Origin of the sequence: Brevibacillus parabrevis (assembly GCF_003710905.1) — a bacterium.
Classification (GTDB): Bacteria; Bacillota; Bacilli; order Brevibacillales; family Brevibacillaceae; genus Brevibacillus; species Brevibacillus parabrevis.
The window spans coordinates 1-14,729 of the sequence record NZ_RHHV01000022.1 but is presented as its reverse complement, the minus strand read 5'-3'; the positions used below and the strand labels follow the sequence as shown (position 1 = coordinate 14,729).

The 14,729-nt window shown below is 49.9% G+C and carries 14 protein-coding genes; 9 read left to right on the top strand and 5 right to left on the bottom strand.

Translation table 11 applies throughout. The features are described 5' to 3' along the window. The first annotated feature begins 66 nt into the window (after positions 1 to 66). The gene (locus tag EDM60_RS25900; RefSeq protein ID WP_063226756.1) at positions 67 to 615 is read left to right on the top strand and encodes a GbsR/MarR family transcriptional regulator; all 549 of its coding nucleotides are present in this window, start codon (positions 67 to 69) and stop codon (positions 613 to 615) included. A 300-nt stretch (positions 616 to 915) separates the two neighbouring features. Next, positions 916 to 1,473 (top strand): cysteine hydrolase family protein, encoded by a 558-nt coding sequence (locus tag EDM60_RS25895; protein WP_122966539.1) that lies wholly within the window; start codon positions 916 to 918, stop codon positions 1,471 to 1,473. A gap of 89 nt (positions 1,474 to 1,562) precedes the next feature. On the opposite strand, the gene EDM60_RS25890 is transcribed toward EDM60_RS25895, so the two are convergent. Beyond that, positions 1,563 to 1,766 (bottom strand): YwbE family protein, encoded by a 204-nt coding sequence (locus EDM60_RS25890; protein WP_063226754.1) that lies wholly within the window; start codon positions 1,764 to 1,766, stop codon positions 1,563 to 1,565. Between the two features lie 95 nt (positions 1,767 to 1,861). Here EDM60_RS25890 and EDM60_RS25885 point away from each other — a divergent pair, with 95 nt between their 5' ends. The 7 genes from EDM60_RS25885 to EDM60_RS25855 all read left to right on the top strand — a co-directional run bounded on the left by EDM60_RS25885 (position 1,862) and on the right by EDM60_RS25855 (position 9,493). Further along, positions 1,862 to 2,338, top strand: coding sequence for a hypothetical protein (locus tag EDM60_RS25885; protein WP_122966538.1), 477 nt, complete (start codon positions 1,862 to 1,864; stop codon positions 2,336 to 2,338). Between the two features lie 184 nt (positions 2,339 to 2,522). Continuing rightward, positions 2,523 to 4,145 (top strand): response regulator, encoded by a 1,623-nt coding sequence (locus EDM60_RS25880; RefSeq protein WP_122966537.1) that lies wholly within the window; start codon positions 2,523 to 2,525, stop codon positions 4,143 to 4,145. A gap of 21 nt (positions 4,146 to 4,166) precedes the next feature. Further along, positions 4,167 to 4,529 (top strand): response regulator transcription factor, encoded by a 363-nt coding sequence (locus EDM60_RS25875; RefSeq protein WP_122966536.1) that lies wholly within the window; start codon positions 4,167 to 4,169, stop codon positions 4,527 to 4,529. Next, positions 4,526 to 7,417 (top strand): ATP-binding protein, encoded by a 2,892-nt coding sequence (locus EDM60_RS25870; RefSeq protein ID WP_122966535.1) that lies wholly within the window; start codon positions 4,526 to 4,528, stop codon positions 7,415 to 7,417. The genes EDM60_RS25875 and EDM60_RS25870 overlap by 4 nt, the downstream gene beginning before the upstream one ends. A 245-nt stretch (positions 7,418 to 7,662) precedes the next feature. Next, positions 7,663 to 7,866 (top strand): cold-shock protein, encoded by a 204-nt coding sequence (locus EDM60_RS25865; protein WP_063226749.1) that lies wholly within the window; start codon positions 7,663 to 7,665, stop codon positions 7,864 to 7,866. A gap of 90 nt (positions 7,867 to 7,956) precedes the next feature. Next, positions 7,957 to 8,265: a hypothetical protein gene (locus EDM60_RS25860; protein WP_122966534.1), complete on the top strand. Its 309-nt coding sequence runs from the start codon at positions 7,957 to 7,959 to the stop codon at positions 8,263 to 8,265. Positions 8,266 to 8,458: 193 nt separating this feature from the next. Continuing rightward, positions 8,459 to 9,493 (top strand): acyltransferase family protein, encoded by a 1,035-nt coding sequence (locus EDM60_RS25855; RefSeq protein ID WP_122966533.1) that lies wholly within the window; start codon positions 8,459 to 8,461, stop codon positions 9,491 to 9,493. A gap of 248 nt (positions 9,494 to 9,741) precedes the next feature. Here the strand turns inward: EDM60_RS25855 and EDM60_RS25850 are convergent, their stop codons facing one another. The 4 genes from EDM60_RS25850 to EDM60_RS25835 all read right to left on the bottom strand — a co-directional run. Further along, positions 9,742 to 11,079: an HD-GYP domain-containing protein gene (locus EDM60_RS25850; protein WP_122966532.1), complete on the bottom strand. Its 1,338-nt coding sequence runs from the start codon at positions 11,077 to 11,079 to the stop codon at positions 9,742 to 9,744. Beyond that, on the bottom strand, positions 11,057 to 11,614 hold the full coding sequence (locus EDM60_RS25845; protein WP_122966531.1) for a DUF5317 domain-containing protein: 558 nt from the start codon (positions 11,612 to 11,614) through the stop codon (positions 11,057 to 11,059). The genes EDM60_RS25850 and EDM60_RS25845 overlap by 23 nt, the downstream gene beginning before the upstream one ends. A gap of 874 nt (positions 11,615 to 12,488) precedes the next feature. Continuing rightward, positions 12,489 to 13,589, bottom strand: a complete 1,101-nt coding sequence (locus tag EDM60_RS25840) for a histidine kinase N-terminal domain-containing protein (protein WP_122966530.1) — start codon at positions 13,587 to 13,589, stop codon at positions 12,489 to 12,491. A 251-nt stretch (positions 13,590 to 13,840) separates the two neighbouring features. Then, positions 13,841 to 14,729: BclA C-terminal domain-containing protein (locus EDM60_RS25835; protein ID WP_122966529.1), on the bottom strand; the 889-nt coding region annotated here is incomplete at its 5' end.

The following is a 14,729-nucleotide window of genomic DNA, read 5'->3' as shown; positions in this document are numbered from 1 at the left end:
CATTTTGCTGTAAGGAACGTACAATTCTAGTCAGGTAATATGACTAGAGGAGCTGCTTTTTTCAAAATGGATACGAATCAGGAAAGAATCCTCGAAAAGGCTCAAGAACGCGTGATTGAAACACTTGCCCGCAACATGGATTTGTACGGCATCACCATGTCGACGGGGCTCTTGTATGGCACGCTGCTGTTTCAGGACAAGTCGATGACGCTTGATGAAATGGGAGAAGCGCTGGGAATGAGCAAGACCAGCATGAGCACCGGCGTTCGCACCTTGATGGACTTAAATATGGTAGAAAAGATATGGAAAAAAGGAACTCGCAAAGACCACTACGAGGTCAATCTGGACTGGTACCAAAACTTCATCGACTTGTTTTCCGTGAAGTGGCGCCATGCCAGCGAGCAAAATGTGCACAGCCTGAAAAAGTCGCTTCAGGAGCTGCGCGCCCTCCAGCAATCCGAGGAGTTGACGGACGAGCTGCGAGAACGCGTGGAGCTTAGTATCCGCCGGATTGAAAACGGACTGGATTACTACTTGTGGCTATCGCGCCTGATCGACTCTTTTGAATCCCATGAAATTTTTCAGTTTGTGCCGAAAAAAGAAAGCGACTCGTAAAGACAGCTTTCTGACACATGCAACACAAACAGCCCCCATCCTTGACTGGCAGCCAGCAGGATGGGGGCTGTTTTTACCTTCCGTTCGATTGTTCAAAAAAATCCGAATGATAAAACGGGCGATGTGTTACAATGGTTCCAGCGGATGCAGCCGCCTCTGGCTGTCCCGCTGCCATAAGCGAAGGAGCTGATGAAATATGAAAACAAATATGCAACGGCATGCTCATAGATCGATGAAAACAACCAAGAAAGAAACGGGGGGACTGCCCCGGTAGCCCCTGCATTTTGAGGAGGAACGTGAATGACGCAAAAAACAGCTCTGCTCATTATTGACGTACAAGTAGGGATTGTGGAAGGCCCGATCGGCCCTGTTTATCAAAAGACCTCGCTCGTTCAGACGATCAAAAAGCTGAGGGAAGACGCTTGGAAAAGAGCGATTCCCGTCCTGTACGTGCAGGACACAGATGTCGCGGAGCTTGGCGCTGACGCTTACGCCATCCACCCCGAGCTTGCCCCGCTCCCGACGGAAACCGTGATTCTCAAACAAGCGACGGATGCTTTTCACGAGACCGATTTGCATGAACAACTGCAATCGCTCGGGATTACGCATCTCGTCATGACGGGCTGCAAAACGGAATTTTGCGTAGACAGCGCCTGCAAGCGAGCGACCACCTTGGGCTATGACGTCACACTCGTCAGTGACGGTCATTCCACAACCGACAACACCGTGCTGCGTGCAGAGCAAATTATCGCCCATCACAACGTATCGATGCATGGACTCGGGAACATCGGGCCGTTCATCCTCGTGCGCGATTCCACGGAAGATGTGCTTACACCTGCTCACGATACATATCGCTGATCGATCAGGCTCGTCTTTTCCGGAAGAAGCTGCCTGTCGCTCGCGATCAAAAAACGGGATTGCCCTCGCTGGCATCCCGTTTTTTACGTTTACTCGCCTTTTCGAATAATCTCCTGCACTCGTCCGACCTGGCCATTGGTCAAGCGAACCTTGATCCCGTGCGGATGCGTGCTGGAATTGGTCAAAATGTCCTTGACGATTCCCCGCGTCCGCACCCCTGTGCGCTGATCCTGCTTCAGGACGATATCCACTTCCAGTCCTGCTACGATATCTTTTCGATTTTTTCCGTTCATCGTCATCGCTTCCTCTCTTGTCTGTATAGCCTTTTCGTTCTTTGTTCCACCTATGATATAATCGACGGATAACCTTATTCACATCGGAGGAATCCATGCTTACTTTTGAACAAAAACTGGCGATTATCGAATCATTCCCGGAGTTGTCTCGCCACAACGTCTCGCTCAAACGGGTTAATTTTCACTACGAGGCAAGTCTTCACGACAAAAAGACAGTCGTTTACCATCTGCATCCGAACGGCAACGGCTTTGTGTTCGCAGCGTTTTTGAAGGGCTACCAAAAAGACGACAAAGGCTACGTAAACATTCGCGACTTCTCCGCAGACGAGCTGCGCCAAGTAATCGAAGCTTCCATCCAGTCGCTCTCCGTCAAGCGCGAGCCGCAGCAACCAGCAGCAGATGCCAGCGAACAAGTCGAACAAACCTGGGTCGACAAGCAAAACCGCACGCTGCTTTTGCAGCAAGAAGATTCCCTGTGGAATGTCTACCACGGCATGAACCTGGAAGCTTCTTTTGAGTCTTACGTGGAAGCGGCGCAATATTTGAAGGAAGAAGGCTTTTCTCTTTCGTAAACCGCTTGTAACAGAGTTGTCACGTCCTGTTTTTTTCCTGCCTCCCAGTGCAATCCTTTCGTTGGAGAACCCCTCTTAATATGGTACACTTCCACCTAGCTAGATGTACAATACCTATTATGATCTGGCCCGGCAGTCTTCGAGACTGCGCAGGGCCTTCCCGAAAACAGGGGGATAATTCGGAATGATCAAATACAGGGACACCCTTCTTTTTCAAATTCACAAACAACTGGAAGGCTGGCTCGCTCAGGAAGAGCCTGTCTCCCATGAAGAATTATACCGTTTTGTCCACTCGCTGAAGGGTACAGCCGGAACGATTGGTTTGCACGATTTATCCGAGCTTTCCCAATCCTTGCTGGAACAACTGGACAAGCTGGAGGCGAAGGATTGGCCGACACACGAGTGGAGCGATTTTTTGCGAGAGCTGATCACTCTCTGCTACGAGCATCGGCCCGAGCAAGAGATTTTATTAGAGGACCCCACATTGCCGCAAGAATCCACCTACGAAAACCAGCCTCTTTTGCTCATTCTAGATGATGATGTGACGCTTTTGATGTACCTCAAGGAATATTTGGAGAAGCAAAACTGGTCCGTCATCGCCACTGTGTATCCGCACAAGGCACTCGACTACTTCCACGACCTTAACCCGGATTGCCTGATACTCGACTTGAACATCCCGGAAACAGGCGGTTTTCAAGTCATGCAAACACTCAGCGAGAAAATTAAAAAGCAATACGTCCCGACGACGATCATCAGCATTGATTGCGACCGGGACACGCGCATGCGCGCTTTTCGTCTGGGGGCGGACGACGTCATGTGCAAGCCGCTTGACCTGGAGGAATTGACGGTTCGGCTGGAACGGCAGTTGGGCAGAAAACGCTGGATGGATAAAATCTTGTTCATCGACGAATTGACGGGTGCGTTCAACCGCAATTCTCTTACGGACACGTATCAACGGCTGCTGTCCGATTCGCTGCGAAATTCAACCCCGTTCTCGCTGGCCTTTATGGACATCGATCATTTCAAAAAGGTCAATGACACGCACGGGCACCTCGTAGGCGATGTTGTCTTGAGCCGCTTCGCCTCTTTCATCAAGACAAACTCCGGGAAGTACGACATCTTTTTCCGTTATGGCGGGGAAGAATTTTTGCTGCTCATGCCAAGAACGTCCGGACAAGATGCAAAGCTGCGCATCAAACAGCTGCTGGTCGACTTTCAGGCACTTTCTTTTGAATCGGCGGAAGGCAGCTTTTCTTTGAGCTTTTCGGCAGGAGTCGTGCAAATCGAGGATGGACAAAAGCCTCTCTCGCACTGGATAGACGCCGCTGATACGGCTTTATACGCTGCGAAAAACAACGGGCGTTGCCGGGTAGAGATGGCCAAGCGCAACGACGATCCAGATACGCGCACCGTGAGACTGAAAGTGGCGATTATCGACGACGATTCCTTGACCCGCACTTTGCTCGCCGACTGCGCTCGCGCCAGTCTGGAAGGATGGATTCATACAGACATCCGAACGTTCCACGAAGGCGCCGCCTTTTTTGAATCGTCCTGGCATCAAGGTCCGGAAGCGTACCTTGTCATTTTGGACGGCATCATGCCACACATGGACGGGCTTGATGTCCTGAGACTGATCCGCGCCCTGCCCAACAGCAAGCAGTACACGGTGCTCATGCTGACGGGACGCAGCGGCGAACAGGATATTGCCCGCGCCCTGCAACTGGGTGCTGACGACTATATGACCAAGCCTTTCAGCATAAAAGAGCTGGAAGCGCGCATCAAACGTTTGATCAAACGAATGATGTAGGAATGACATGGAGGAAGAAAAATGGCAACGATCTTATTAGCCGAAGACGAAGCAGTGCTGCGCATGCTGATCGGGGATACGCTTGAAGATGAAGGCCATCAGCTCGATATCGTCTGCGACGGTGAGGAAGCCTTGCAAAAAATTGGCCAGAATCAGTACGATTTGGTCATTCTCGATTACATGATGCCCAAGCTGACAGGTTTTGACGTCTTGACGCAGATGAAACAAATGCCTGAGAAACAGTCTGTGAAAGTGCTCATCCTGTCCGCAAAAAGCCAGCATGCCGAACAGGAAAAAATGCGCTCTGCCGGGGCGGACGACTTCATGCCCAAGCCGTTCAGCCCGCTGGAGCTGGTCCGCAAAGTGGAGGACATGCTCGCATGACTTCATTTCGAAAATACGTAAGGGAAAGCATTACCCGCCGCTTCGCCATCATGATGATTCTCTTTTTCTCGCTGATGGTCGCCGGGGCGATGGTCGTGCAGATGCTGAACGATCAAGCCTTTACAAACTTTCAATCAGCCGCGCAAACGTCCAGACAGAAGCAGGAGCTGATTACGCAAATCTCGGAGCATACGAACCAGATTTTCTTTCGTGCCCGCGGCTATTATGCCTTTTTAAGCCCGTATGAATACAATGAATTGTTCCTCGAAAAGAAAAAGCTGGAACAGTCGCTTCATGCTTTCAAGCAGCTTCCGCTCAGCAGCGAAGAACTTAAAATTGCCACATCCATCGAATCATTTGTAGACAATTTTTTCACCCGCGTCTTCCCTACCTCGTCAGGGTATGCACAGTCGGGTGATTACGAAGGTTTGCGCAAATTTTCGTCCAGCGGGGTAAACATGGAGGTCAACAATTTGATCAGCTATGCCACCCGCTATCAGCAAACGAATGAGCAGCTCATTTCGATGCAAAACCAGCAGTTGTTCCAGGAACTGTCTGCCCAAAGCTTGTGGTTCATCATTTACGTGCTGATGGCTCTTTTGGTATTGATCTGGGTAACGATCAAAACGACGCGCGATATCGGCCGACCGTTGATGCGGCTGACTGCCGATGCCAACCGCTTTTCGCTTGGGGAGACGCCGCAGTTGAACGGCTTGGAGCGTGACGATGAGATCGGCAAGCTCTCCCGCTCTCTCGACTACATGATGCGGCAAATCCAGAACAAAGAAGAGGCGCTGATGGCGCAAAACGAAGAGCTGCAAGCCCAACAGGATGAACTCGTGATGCAGCAAGAGGAACTGACGGAAGCGCTGGAAAAAATGGCGGAGAACGAGCGCCATCTGGAGAAAAAGAACCAGTTTATTCTCGCGCTCACGAATACATTGGACAAGCAAACGCTTCTGTCGAGCATTGTATCCAACGCTGTGGACAGCATGGAGGCAGACAAAGGCGTCATTCTCGTGCTCGATGCCGATCGGGCTGTTGCCAGTTTCGGTGTGTCTCCGCAAGGAATCGAGCAGCTTTTGCAAGGGATTGAAGACGGTCCGCTCGTGCGCATCAAGGAAACGCACCAACCGTATGTCATCAATCGCGAAAGCACCATGGGAGAGCGCGGTTTCCTCATGACCCCTTCCCGCACGTACGAGCTGTATCTGCCTGTTTTGGACTCGAACGAAGAAGTCGTGGCCTGCATCATTCTTGCCCGGATTGACCGCAAGTTCTCCGAGCATGAGCAACAGGTGGCAATCGGCTTGGCCAAACAAGTCTCGTTGTCATTGGACAAGCTCGCCATGTTCGAGGAGACAAAACGGCAACGGCAAGTCACGCAAGACATGCTCGATTCGGTGCAAGAAGGGATTCAGTTGCTCGATCTCGACGGCGGAACGCTACAGGTCAACCGCACCTTCCGCGACCTTATCGGCTTTGATAACTCGCACTCAACAGCGGATTTCAACATCGATCCGTTTCTCGCCCATTTGCAAAGCTGTACGGCGGAACCAAACCGTCTCGCCCAGTATATAAAAGCGGTCACACTGAACGAGGGAGATCCGCAGGAGGACAGCATTGTTTTCGAACTGACCTCCCCTACCAAGCGCTATATTCAGCTGTATGCCGAGCATCTGTACCGCGCGTCCCACAAATGGGGCACTCTCTTGGTCTATCGGGACATCACGAAGGAATACGAGATTGACCAGATGAAATCGGAATTTGTCAGCACAGTGAGCCATGAGTTGCGCACTCCGCTCGCCAGCGTGCTCGGTTTTGCCGAGCTTTTGCTGCACAAAGACTTGAAACCGGAAAGACAGCAGCGCTACATGACGGCTATTTATCAGGAAGCGACGAGACTGACGACCTTGATCAACGATTTTCTTGACTTGCAGCGCATGGAATCCGGCCGCCAAAGCTATGAGTTTGAAAAAGTCGAGATCGACTCCCTCGCCCGCGAAGTGTTTGGGATGTACCGTGCCCAATCTACGCCGCATTCGTTTGAGCTTGAGCTGCAAACGGAGCAAACGACCATCTGCGGAGATCGCGACAAGCTTCGCCAGGTGCTGGTCAACCTGATCAGCAATGCAGTCAAGTATTCACCGGACGGCGGAAGCATCCGCGTCGTTATTCGCGAAGCAAACCAAAAGCTGTTGATCGAGATTCACGATGAAGGGCTGGGCATCCCTGCGGAAGCTCTCCCTCATCTGTTTACCCGTTTTTATCGCGTAGACAATTCCGATCGCCGGGAGATTGGCGGTACGGGCCTCGGGCTTGCCATCGTTCAGGAGATCGTGCGCATTCACCACGGCGAGGTCACCGTTGCTTCCGAGGCTGGAAAAGGCAGTACGTTTACGGTCGCCCTTCCTTTGCCGGAGCCGGCGGTACGGGCCGAGCTGTTGGCGAACAACGCAGCCGCGGCGCTCGCTCCTTCCGGCCAGTCCAACGGAAAAGTCGTGATTATCGAGGACGACATGAATCTGGCCGAGCTTTTGCGTGAGGAACTGCTCAGCTCAGGCTTTACGGTCTATCCTTGTTCCACGGCCCAAGAGGCGCTCGCCGCCATTTCGGAGCTGCGTCCGGACGCCGTGGTCCTCGATCTGATTTTGCAAGATGGAGAAAGCGGCTGGCAAGTCATTGAAGCGATGCGGGAAAATCCCGAGCTGCAAACGATCCCGATCGTCATCTCCAGCGCTTTTGAAGAGAAGAAAAAAGCGTTTGACTTGGGGGCCAAGGGCTACTTGATCAAGCCTTACCACCCCGACACATTGTCGAAAGCGATCTTGCTCGCTGTGACCAGCCATGAAACGACCGGGCAAATTTTGATCCCAGATCAACTGTAATCCTTTCATAGAAAAAAGGCAGCGGATGCGTTCCGTTGCCTTTTTTCTGTGAAAAACGTCTCGATGTTTTTCATGAAATGGGATGTGACCGCTTGCGGTCAACAAAACGGTCATGACCGTTTTGGGCAGTTATTTCCTTTCTTTTATGCAGTCGGGCAGAAAATCTTGGTATATTCATGGACTTTCCATCACACATTAATAGAGGTGTTACTGTAAGCACGATGCCCTGCAAAGGAGGAGTTCATGTGTATTTCTCGAAAAAAGCAATTGTTCCGGTCGAAGAAGAGGAAACAGATGTATGGACGTGCAGCAATGATGGGTGTACGTGCTGGATGAGAGATAACTTTTCCTTTGACAAGAGCCCGAGCTGCCCTTTTTGCCATTCCGAAATGATTAAAGATACCCGGGTGCTTCCGGTTTTGACCAATCACAGCAAGCGAAACTCCTAATCTCTCCCCTCTTTTTTCTTGCGGGCACCCGCCCTCTTCTCTACAATTAAGCACATAACGTGTACGACTGATTGTTAGAGGAGCATATCTATGAACCGAAAAGAGATGGAAGATCAAGTCATCCAGGCTTACCAGCGCGACGAAGGAATGATGATTCTCGTCTTTGCCCAATGGTGTGTCAACCATGGGCTTGATGCACGTGAGCTGTATCGGGCCGCTTATCCCGCTCAAGGCGAAAATCCACTGCTCGCACAAATGCTGGAAAACACGGTGCCGAAAGAGGAAGCAGAAGAAATCCCTGATGCCACCATCCTCGGTGTCCTGTCGCTCTTTGGCAACGATGATCTGGCCTTCGTGGTCAGCCAAGCGATTGAGGAGCGGAACAAGCCGCAAAAATAAGGCCGAAAGCCACGCACAGGTGTGGCTTTTTTCCTGTCTTCCCAAACATTGGCTTGCACAGATCACAAAGATCAAATCTCTTTCAAAATTTCATTATCTAAGATAGACGCATTCGCAATTTATTGTGTTGGCTGTCCGCAGGGTTGGACGCAGACGACTCGCCAGACGACGAACAAGTAAATGGAGAATGCCTATGTATACCGATTCGAAAATTTTGAAATCGCTGTTTTACGTCCAGTTGTTCTCAAGCTTTTTGGTCGTGGTCGGCCATTTTACTGCTTCTGTGCTGTATTTCAACGATCCGTTCTGGGTGGTCGCTCTCAATCAGATCAGTCGCTACGGCACTGTGCTTTTGACGATCGCCACCGGCTATTTGACCGCTTACTCGTTTGAGGCGAAAAGCCCGACGCCCCGCGACTTTTTTACGGGCAAGCTCCTGTACATTTTCTTGCCTTACCTGGTTTCCGGTATTCTGTACCACTATTTGCTGAAAAAAGAGATGCCGCAGACGACCCTTGATTTCACAAACATCCTGATGGGGAAAACCGGCGATCATCTTTATTTTGTGTTCATGATTTGCCAGTATTACGTGTTTGCTTACTTTTTCCGCAACTGGATTACCAAACGCAACATTTTGTATGTCATCTGGCTTCTGCTCGCCGTGCAATACGTCTACATCAACTACTTGCACAAAGGCTGGCTGGAGCTGTCGACGCGGCACATGCTGCCCAGCTGGATTTTCACGCTGTACATGGGCCATCTGCTGTACTGGTACCGGGAGACGATTTTGTCCTTTTTGCGAAACAACCGCTCGATCCTGATGCTGCTTACAGGGATCGCGACCGCTGCCGCCATGTTTTTTGTCGTTTCCAGCAAGCTGTACGTGGCGGTGCATCTGACTTTTGTCTTTGCTACCTTGCTGTCTTTTCTCGTGCTGATGGTCTTTTTCCTGGAATTGGTCGATCATCTGCGTCTCAAGTTTCGCAAAGGTTTGACGTACTTTATTTTCCTGTTTCACTCCGCTTTTTTGATCCTGTTCAAAGATTTTCTGTTTGAGCAGTACGGCGAAGTCGCCTGGGTGTTCCAAAACACCTGGTACTCGCTTTTGTACCTGGGCTTGATCTTCGGGTGCAGCTTCCTGCTCTCCCTCCTGTTGGTCTGGCTGGTCAAAGGGCTGGAGCAGTTGGGCCGATTCGCCGGGAAAGCGCGACGGGAGCGGCTACAGTAAGCGTGTGTCTTGCTTGCTTTTTGTCCCATTCGGTAGACAGTAAACAAAGGGTTCATGCTGTCATGGATTCAGTCACTGTCGACCGGGTGGGGCTTTTTTTGTCAGGAAAAAGGAGGATACTACGCTGGGGGCCATCCACTTGCATCGTGTGGAGGAAAATAAAAAAAGCCATCAAAGTTGATAGCTTTTTTTGTATGATACGTATCGCCTTGCTTTGAATCTTATGTAAACTTGACTCTCCTGATCGCTTACGTGGTTAAGGAGACATCGATTTCCTGGTTCCGGTTATTTGCCCGAATGATTTTTTGCAGCTCTTCCTCATTCAAGCTCTTGATCATGGTCACAAAATTCGCTGCGATTTCAGCATCAAACTGGGTGCCGGCTCCTTCCTGAATCCGCCTCAAAGCTTCTTCCACGGACATGCCTTTCCGGTAAGGACGATCAGAAACCATGGCGTCAAACGCGTCACAGACAGCCAGTATGCGGGCTATGAGCGGGATTTCGTTTCCTTTGAGCTTATCGGGATATCCTGTCCCGTCAACCCGCTCATGATGCCAGCGAATGGCAGGGAGCAGCTCGGGGAAAACCGACGTCCTTTTCAAAATCTCGTACCCGATGACCGGGTGCTCCTTGATGCGTTCAAACTCCTCTTTGGACAGAGCGCCTTCCTTGTTTAAGATGTTGTCTTCTATACCGATTTTGCCAATGTCGTGAATGATCCCGCCATAGTAAACTTCCGTCGACTGCTTTGGCGGAAGTCCCATGAATTTTGCTGTTTCTCTCCCCCAGTGCGCGACGCGAAACGAGTGTCCGAGCGTGTATGGATCGCGCGCATCGATCGATGCCGCCAGGGCGATCAAAAACGAATCATTCAGGTTTTTGATCTCTTCCATCTTTTTCTGCTGATCGCTTATACTCGCAAAATACTGATGGAAAACCGAGCGAAGCAGCAAAACCGTCCCTAGCAATATCGTCAAGGAATACCCCTCGTAAGCTCCTACAAATCGCGCCCCTATCTCCCCCACTGCCATGAGCAGGAGATAAGTCATGCTGCCGCCTTGCAACATGCTTTTTATAATGACTTGAAAAGACACCTCTCTAAAATAGGAAATGCCGGCCGCGGCCAAAAGAGTGTTGCTCAGCCAGTAGACCAGGATCAGCCCGATATCCGTCAGAAACCAATAGTCGGGATAATAGGTGCGGAAAAACTGATCCAAAGTTCCCACCAGCCAAACCGTAATCAAGACTTGGCCACTATTCGCGAGAGCTCTCGATACTTTCGATTTGAATATAAACGAAATGATGATAATCTCCAAAAGCGCTGACCAGACGCCGATCCAGGTGCCATACAGGACAATTCCCGAGAATATCACGGCATTGTTCAAGGTTAAAGGCGAATTTAGCGTGCGAATGGGAGTAAACGAGCTGACCAAGGTCAAAATGGTGTAAGTCGCCATGACTCCCCAATGTTCATTCACACCCCAAGAGGTAATGATTGAAATGATCACCAGCAGCCCGGCTACCGGAAATAAGCATTGAACAAGTAATCCTAGAGCAAAATGACTAAAGTTCTTGGTTGGTTTCATGGATTTTACCCTCGCGGAGTCTGATTAGAGATATTGGTTTTCCCATTACGCGTTGTACAAGCAAGAACGCGCCTATCATAATGAAAATATCGCCAATACTGATGACTCTTGCAATTGGGAACGGCATAAACATTATGTCTGTCAAAAATGGCAAATTGGTTGAATTATCCAAAACCGAGTGCTTGAAATCGGTCCCGTTTACAATCGGATCGACCGAGTATTTCAGCTTCTTTGCAAGTTCGAGGTCAATGGGCATTTTCCCAAAGTTCGACCAGATTGCGATCGCATTAAAGAACCAGCCAATCATGAAAAATCTGATATCTTCATGCTCTCTGTTGGAATAGAAGAAGATGAGTAGACACAAATACGCAACTGAGACAAAAACTCTTCCCCACGTTGGCATGAGCGCGGATAGAATCTGCAAGAGCACAGCGATTCCAAAAACAGAAAATTTATTAAATTTTGGTAATTCTTTTATTCTGCCTCCTCGTATCAATGCCACAACAAAAGAGATGAATATAATATCTAGCAACATGATAGAACCATCCTCCGATACAGTAAAAAAACACCACTAAGAAGCGGTGTTTTCTTACTTCATTCACGCTGTTATGTAATATGCCAGTTTGCAGATGTTGCTCCTACGATTGCCGCAACGAGGAGAAATGCGTAAACTATTTTTTTCATAAAGACATCCCCCTTTTGTATGGTATAAACATGCATTACAATTGAATTGGTATACATATCCATAATAGAGTGCTACGTAGCTGCTACGATCAATTTTACAGTATTAGCCAACTATCGACATTAGTTATCTTAACCTATTTTCAGCACTCTATCTCTGTTTACCTTAGGTATATTTTCCCCCTACTTCATCGGAATTTCAATAGGGAATGTCGTTTTCATAGCTTGTTTTCATAATTTTACCTATTGTATAAAAGAATGCAGTCTTGATCGCTCATTTGCCCTTAGTGCTTTTTCTCTATTCTTCCTGGTTAATGCGGTCCAGGTCGACATGTATGCATATGGGAAATGTTGAATCTAGCAGGAGTTACTGCCATGTCGAGAAAAGGTAGCTCTGGCTGTAGTCAGCATGTTCATCGGCGCACGTATTGGCGCTGGTCGAGCGTGAGCCATTCCCATCCTGGAAACTGCTTTTGGGGATTCTTGCCCATCTTAACCGAGAAGCGCTCTCTTGAAAAGCCTGTAACCGGGACAAAAGCCCGGATGTTCCTTGCAGACTCTAGCCAATTTTACAACAAAAATCGCGTTCAGAAAACTCGGCGACCTCTCCCCCGCAGATTACAAGGAAGCGACCGCCGTATCATTCGAGCCTTTTTCGTTGTCCACTCGACAGGGAGATGCGCATGAGCTCAGTCACAAATGCAGGTCGTTTGGATTGGGCTGGCTGATCAAGTATGTCTGAAGTACATGGAAAAGACCGTCTGCTGATCAGACGACTCGCATGCGATCATCCCGCCATGGCGCTCGATGATCTCCTTGCAAACGTACAACCCGATCCCCGTTCCCAGCTCTTTCGTTGTAAAGAACGGCTCGAAGATGACTGACAGCAGGTCGGGCGGGATGGGAGCGCCATTGTTGGAAATCGTGATCACGGCCATTTCTTCGGTTTGGGCCCCTTTGATCGCCACTTCTTTCTCCCCGTTTTTCCGTTGCAGCGCGTCCAGGGCATTGGAAATGATGTTGATGAACACTTGCCTCATCTCGTCCCTGTAGCCGACCAAAAGCAGGGCAGGGTCAATCGAGCACGTAATGTGCGCGTTGACATCCACGATGTTTGGATAGAGGAAGGACAAAATCTCCTCGAACAGTAGAGCTATGCTAAAGACTTCTGTTTTTTTATGTACAGCTCCCTTTTTGGATACAAGCAAAAATTGGGAGACACGGTAGTTCAGCTGATGAAGCTCGTTCTCGATAATATCCACGTACGGCAGGTTCGGGTAATCTTCTTTTAGCAATCGGGAAAATCCCATAATGGAGGTTAGCGGATTGCGAAATTCATGGACAAAGCTCGAAGCCATCTGTCCCAAAATCGTCAGCCTGTCTTTGTGAGACCGCTCAATAAACAGCTTCTTTTCCTCCAGATCGCTGTCTTTCAGTTCGGTATATTTGGACACGGCATGCACCAGAAAGACATCGAAGCATTCGTTTATTTTAATGAGTGCTGGAAGCAGAACATTTGGAGAAAAGGGGCCTTTTTGCAAGGTATCAATCACCAGCTCACGCCCCATGCAGACGTTAAAAACAAAATCGCCAATGTTAATTTGGGCTTGATTCCGCTCATGCGCTACTTTATAGGCAAGATCCTTGATGTCCTCATGAGTAATCTTCGAACGAAGATATCCGGCCACCATGCGATACATGGCTTGTCCGTTCAAAGGAATAATCTCGTTGAACTGATCGTGCTCAGCCACCTTAATCCGTCTCCTGAACTCTTCCACTGCCGCATCCTCATGCTCGTCCAAATATAGTGCCAAGTCGTCCATCGCCATCTATCGCCACTCCGAATGATCGGCATACTAATTCCGATAATATTATACTATCGATTCAACATTTATTGACTAAATATTTTTACTACTCCTATCATTGTACACCGTTCGACGCTGAATTACATTTGAAAGTCATTCTTATTGAGAAAACAGCTGAGAAAACTTTTTACGGGGCGACAGAATCGGTGCGCTGTTTTTTTCGAATAAAAAAGCAAAGGGACGGTTGCTCGTTCCGTCCCTTTGCCTGTAAAGCTTTAGTTTAGTCTGACAATAGTTAGCGTGGCCCCGGCGCCAGTCAACAGCGTAGCTGCTCCCAACAGGCCGAAGAGCTGAAGCGTGATCGTCGAGTTCGCTCCCAACGGGGCAATGATTGTGTTGTGGAAGGAAGAGAGGGACAGCGTTGGTGCAACGATTGACGGAGTGAATGGAGAGCCGTTAATGACAAGACGTGTACTGACCAGCAAAGCGGCTGTCGTATTGATCGAATACGACAAGAGGTAATTCCCCGCTGATGGCACGGTAAAAGTGGTGTTGGCGCCATTGACGGTTACACCGTTCAGGATCTGATTGTTGGGCAAAGGTACGTTCGTGCCGCCCAATACAACTGCGATGAGCGCCCCGCTTGTATTTGCACCGAACGCGTTGATGTTTGTGAAGACGGTTCCGGTGGCGCCTGTTGGGCCGGTGGGTCCTGTTTCTCCGGTGGCGCCTGTGGCTCCGGTTGCTCCCGTGACTCCAGTTGCTCCAGTTGCTCCAGTTGCTCCAGTTGCTCCCGTAGCTCCAGTTGACCCCGTGGCTCCGGTTGATCCCGTAACTCCGGTTGACCCCGTGGCTCCGGTTGATCCCGTAGCTCCAGTTGCTCCCGTCTCTCCTGTGGCTCCCGTGACTCCAGTTGCTCCCGTAGCTCCGGTTGCTCCCGTGGCTCCGGTTGCTCCCGTGGCTCCAGTTGCTCCCGTGGCTCCAGTTGCTCCCGTAGCTCCAGTTGCTCCCGTAACCCCGGTGGCTCCCGTAACCCCTGTTGCTCCCGTAGCTCCAGTTGACCCCGTGGCTCCGGTTACTCCCATAGCTCCAGTTGACCCCGTGGCTCCGGTTACTCCCGTCTCTCCGGTTGATCCCGTCTCTCCTGTCGCTCCCGTGGCTCCC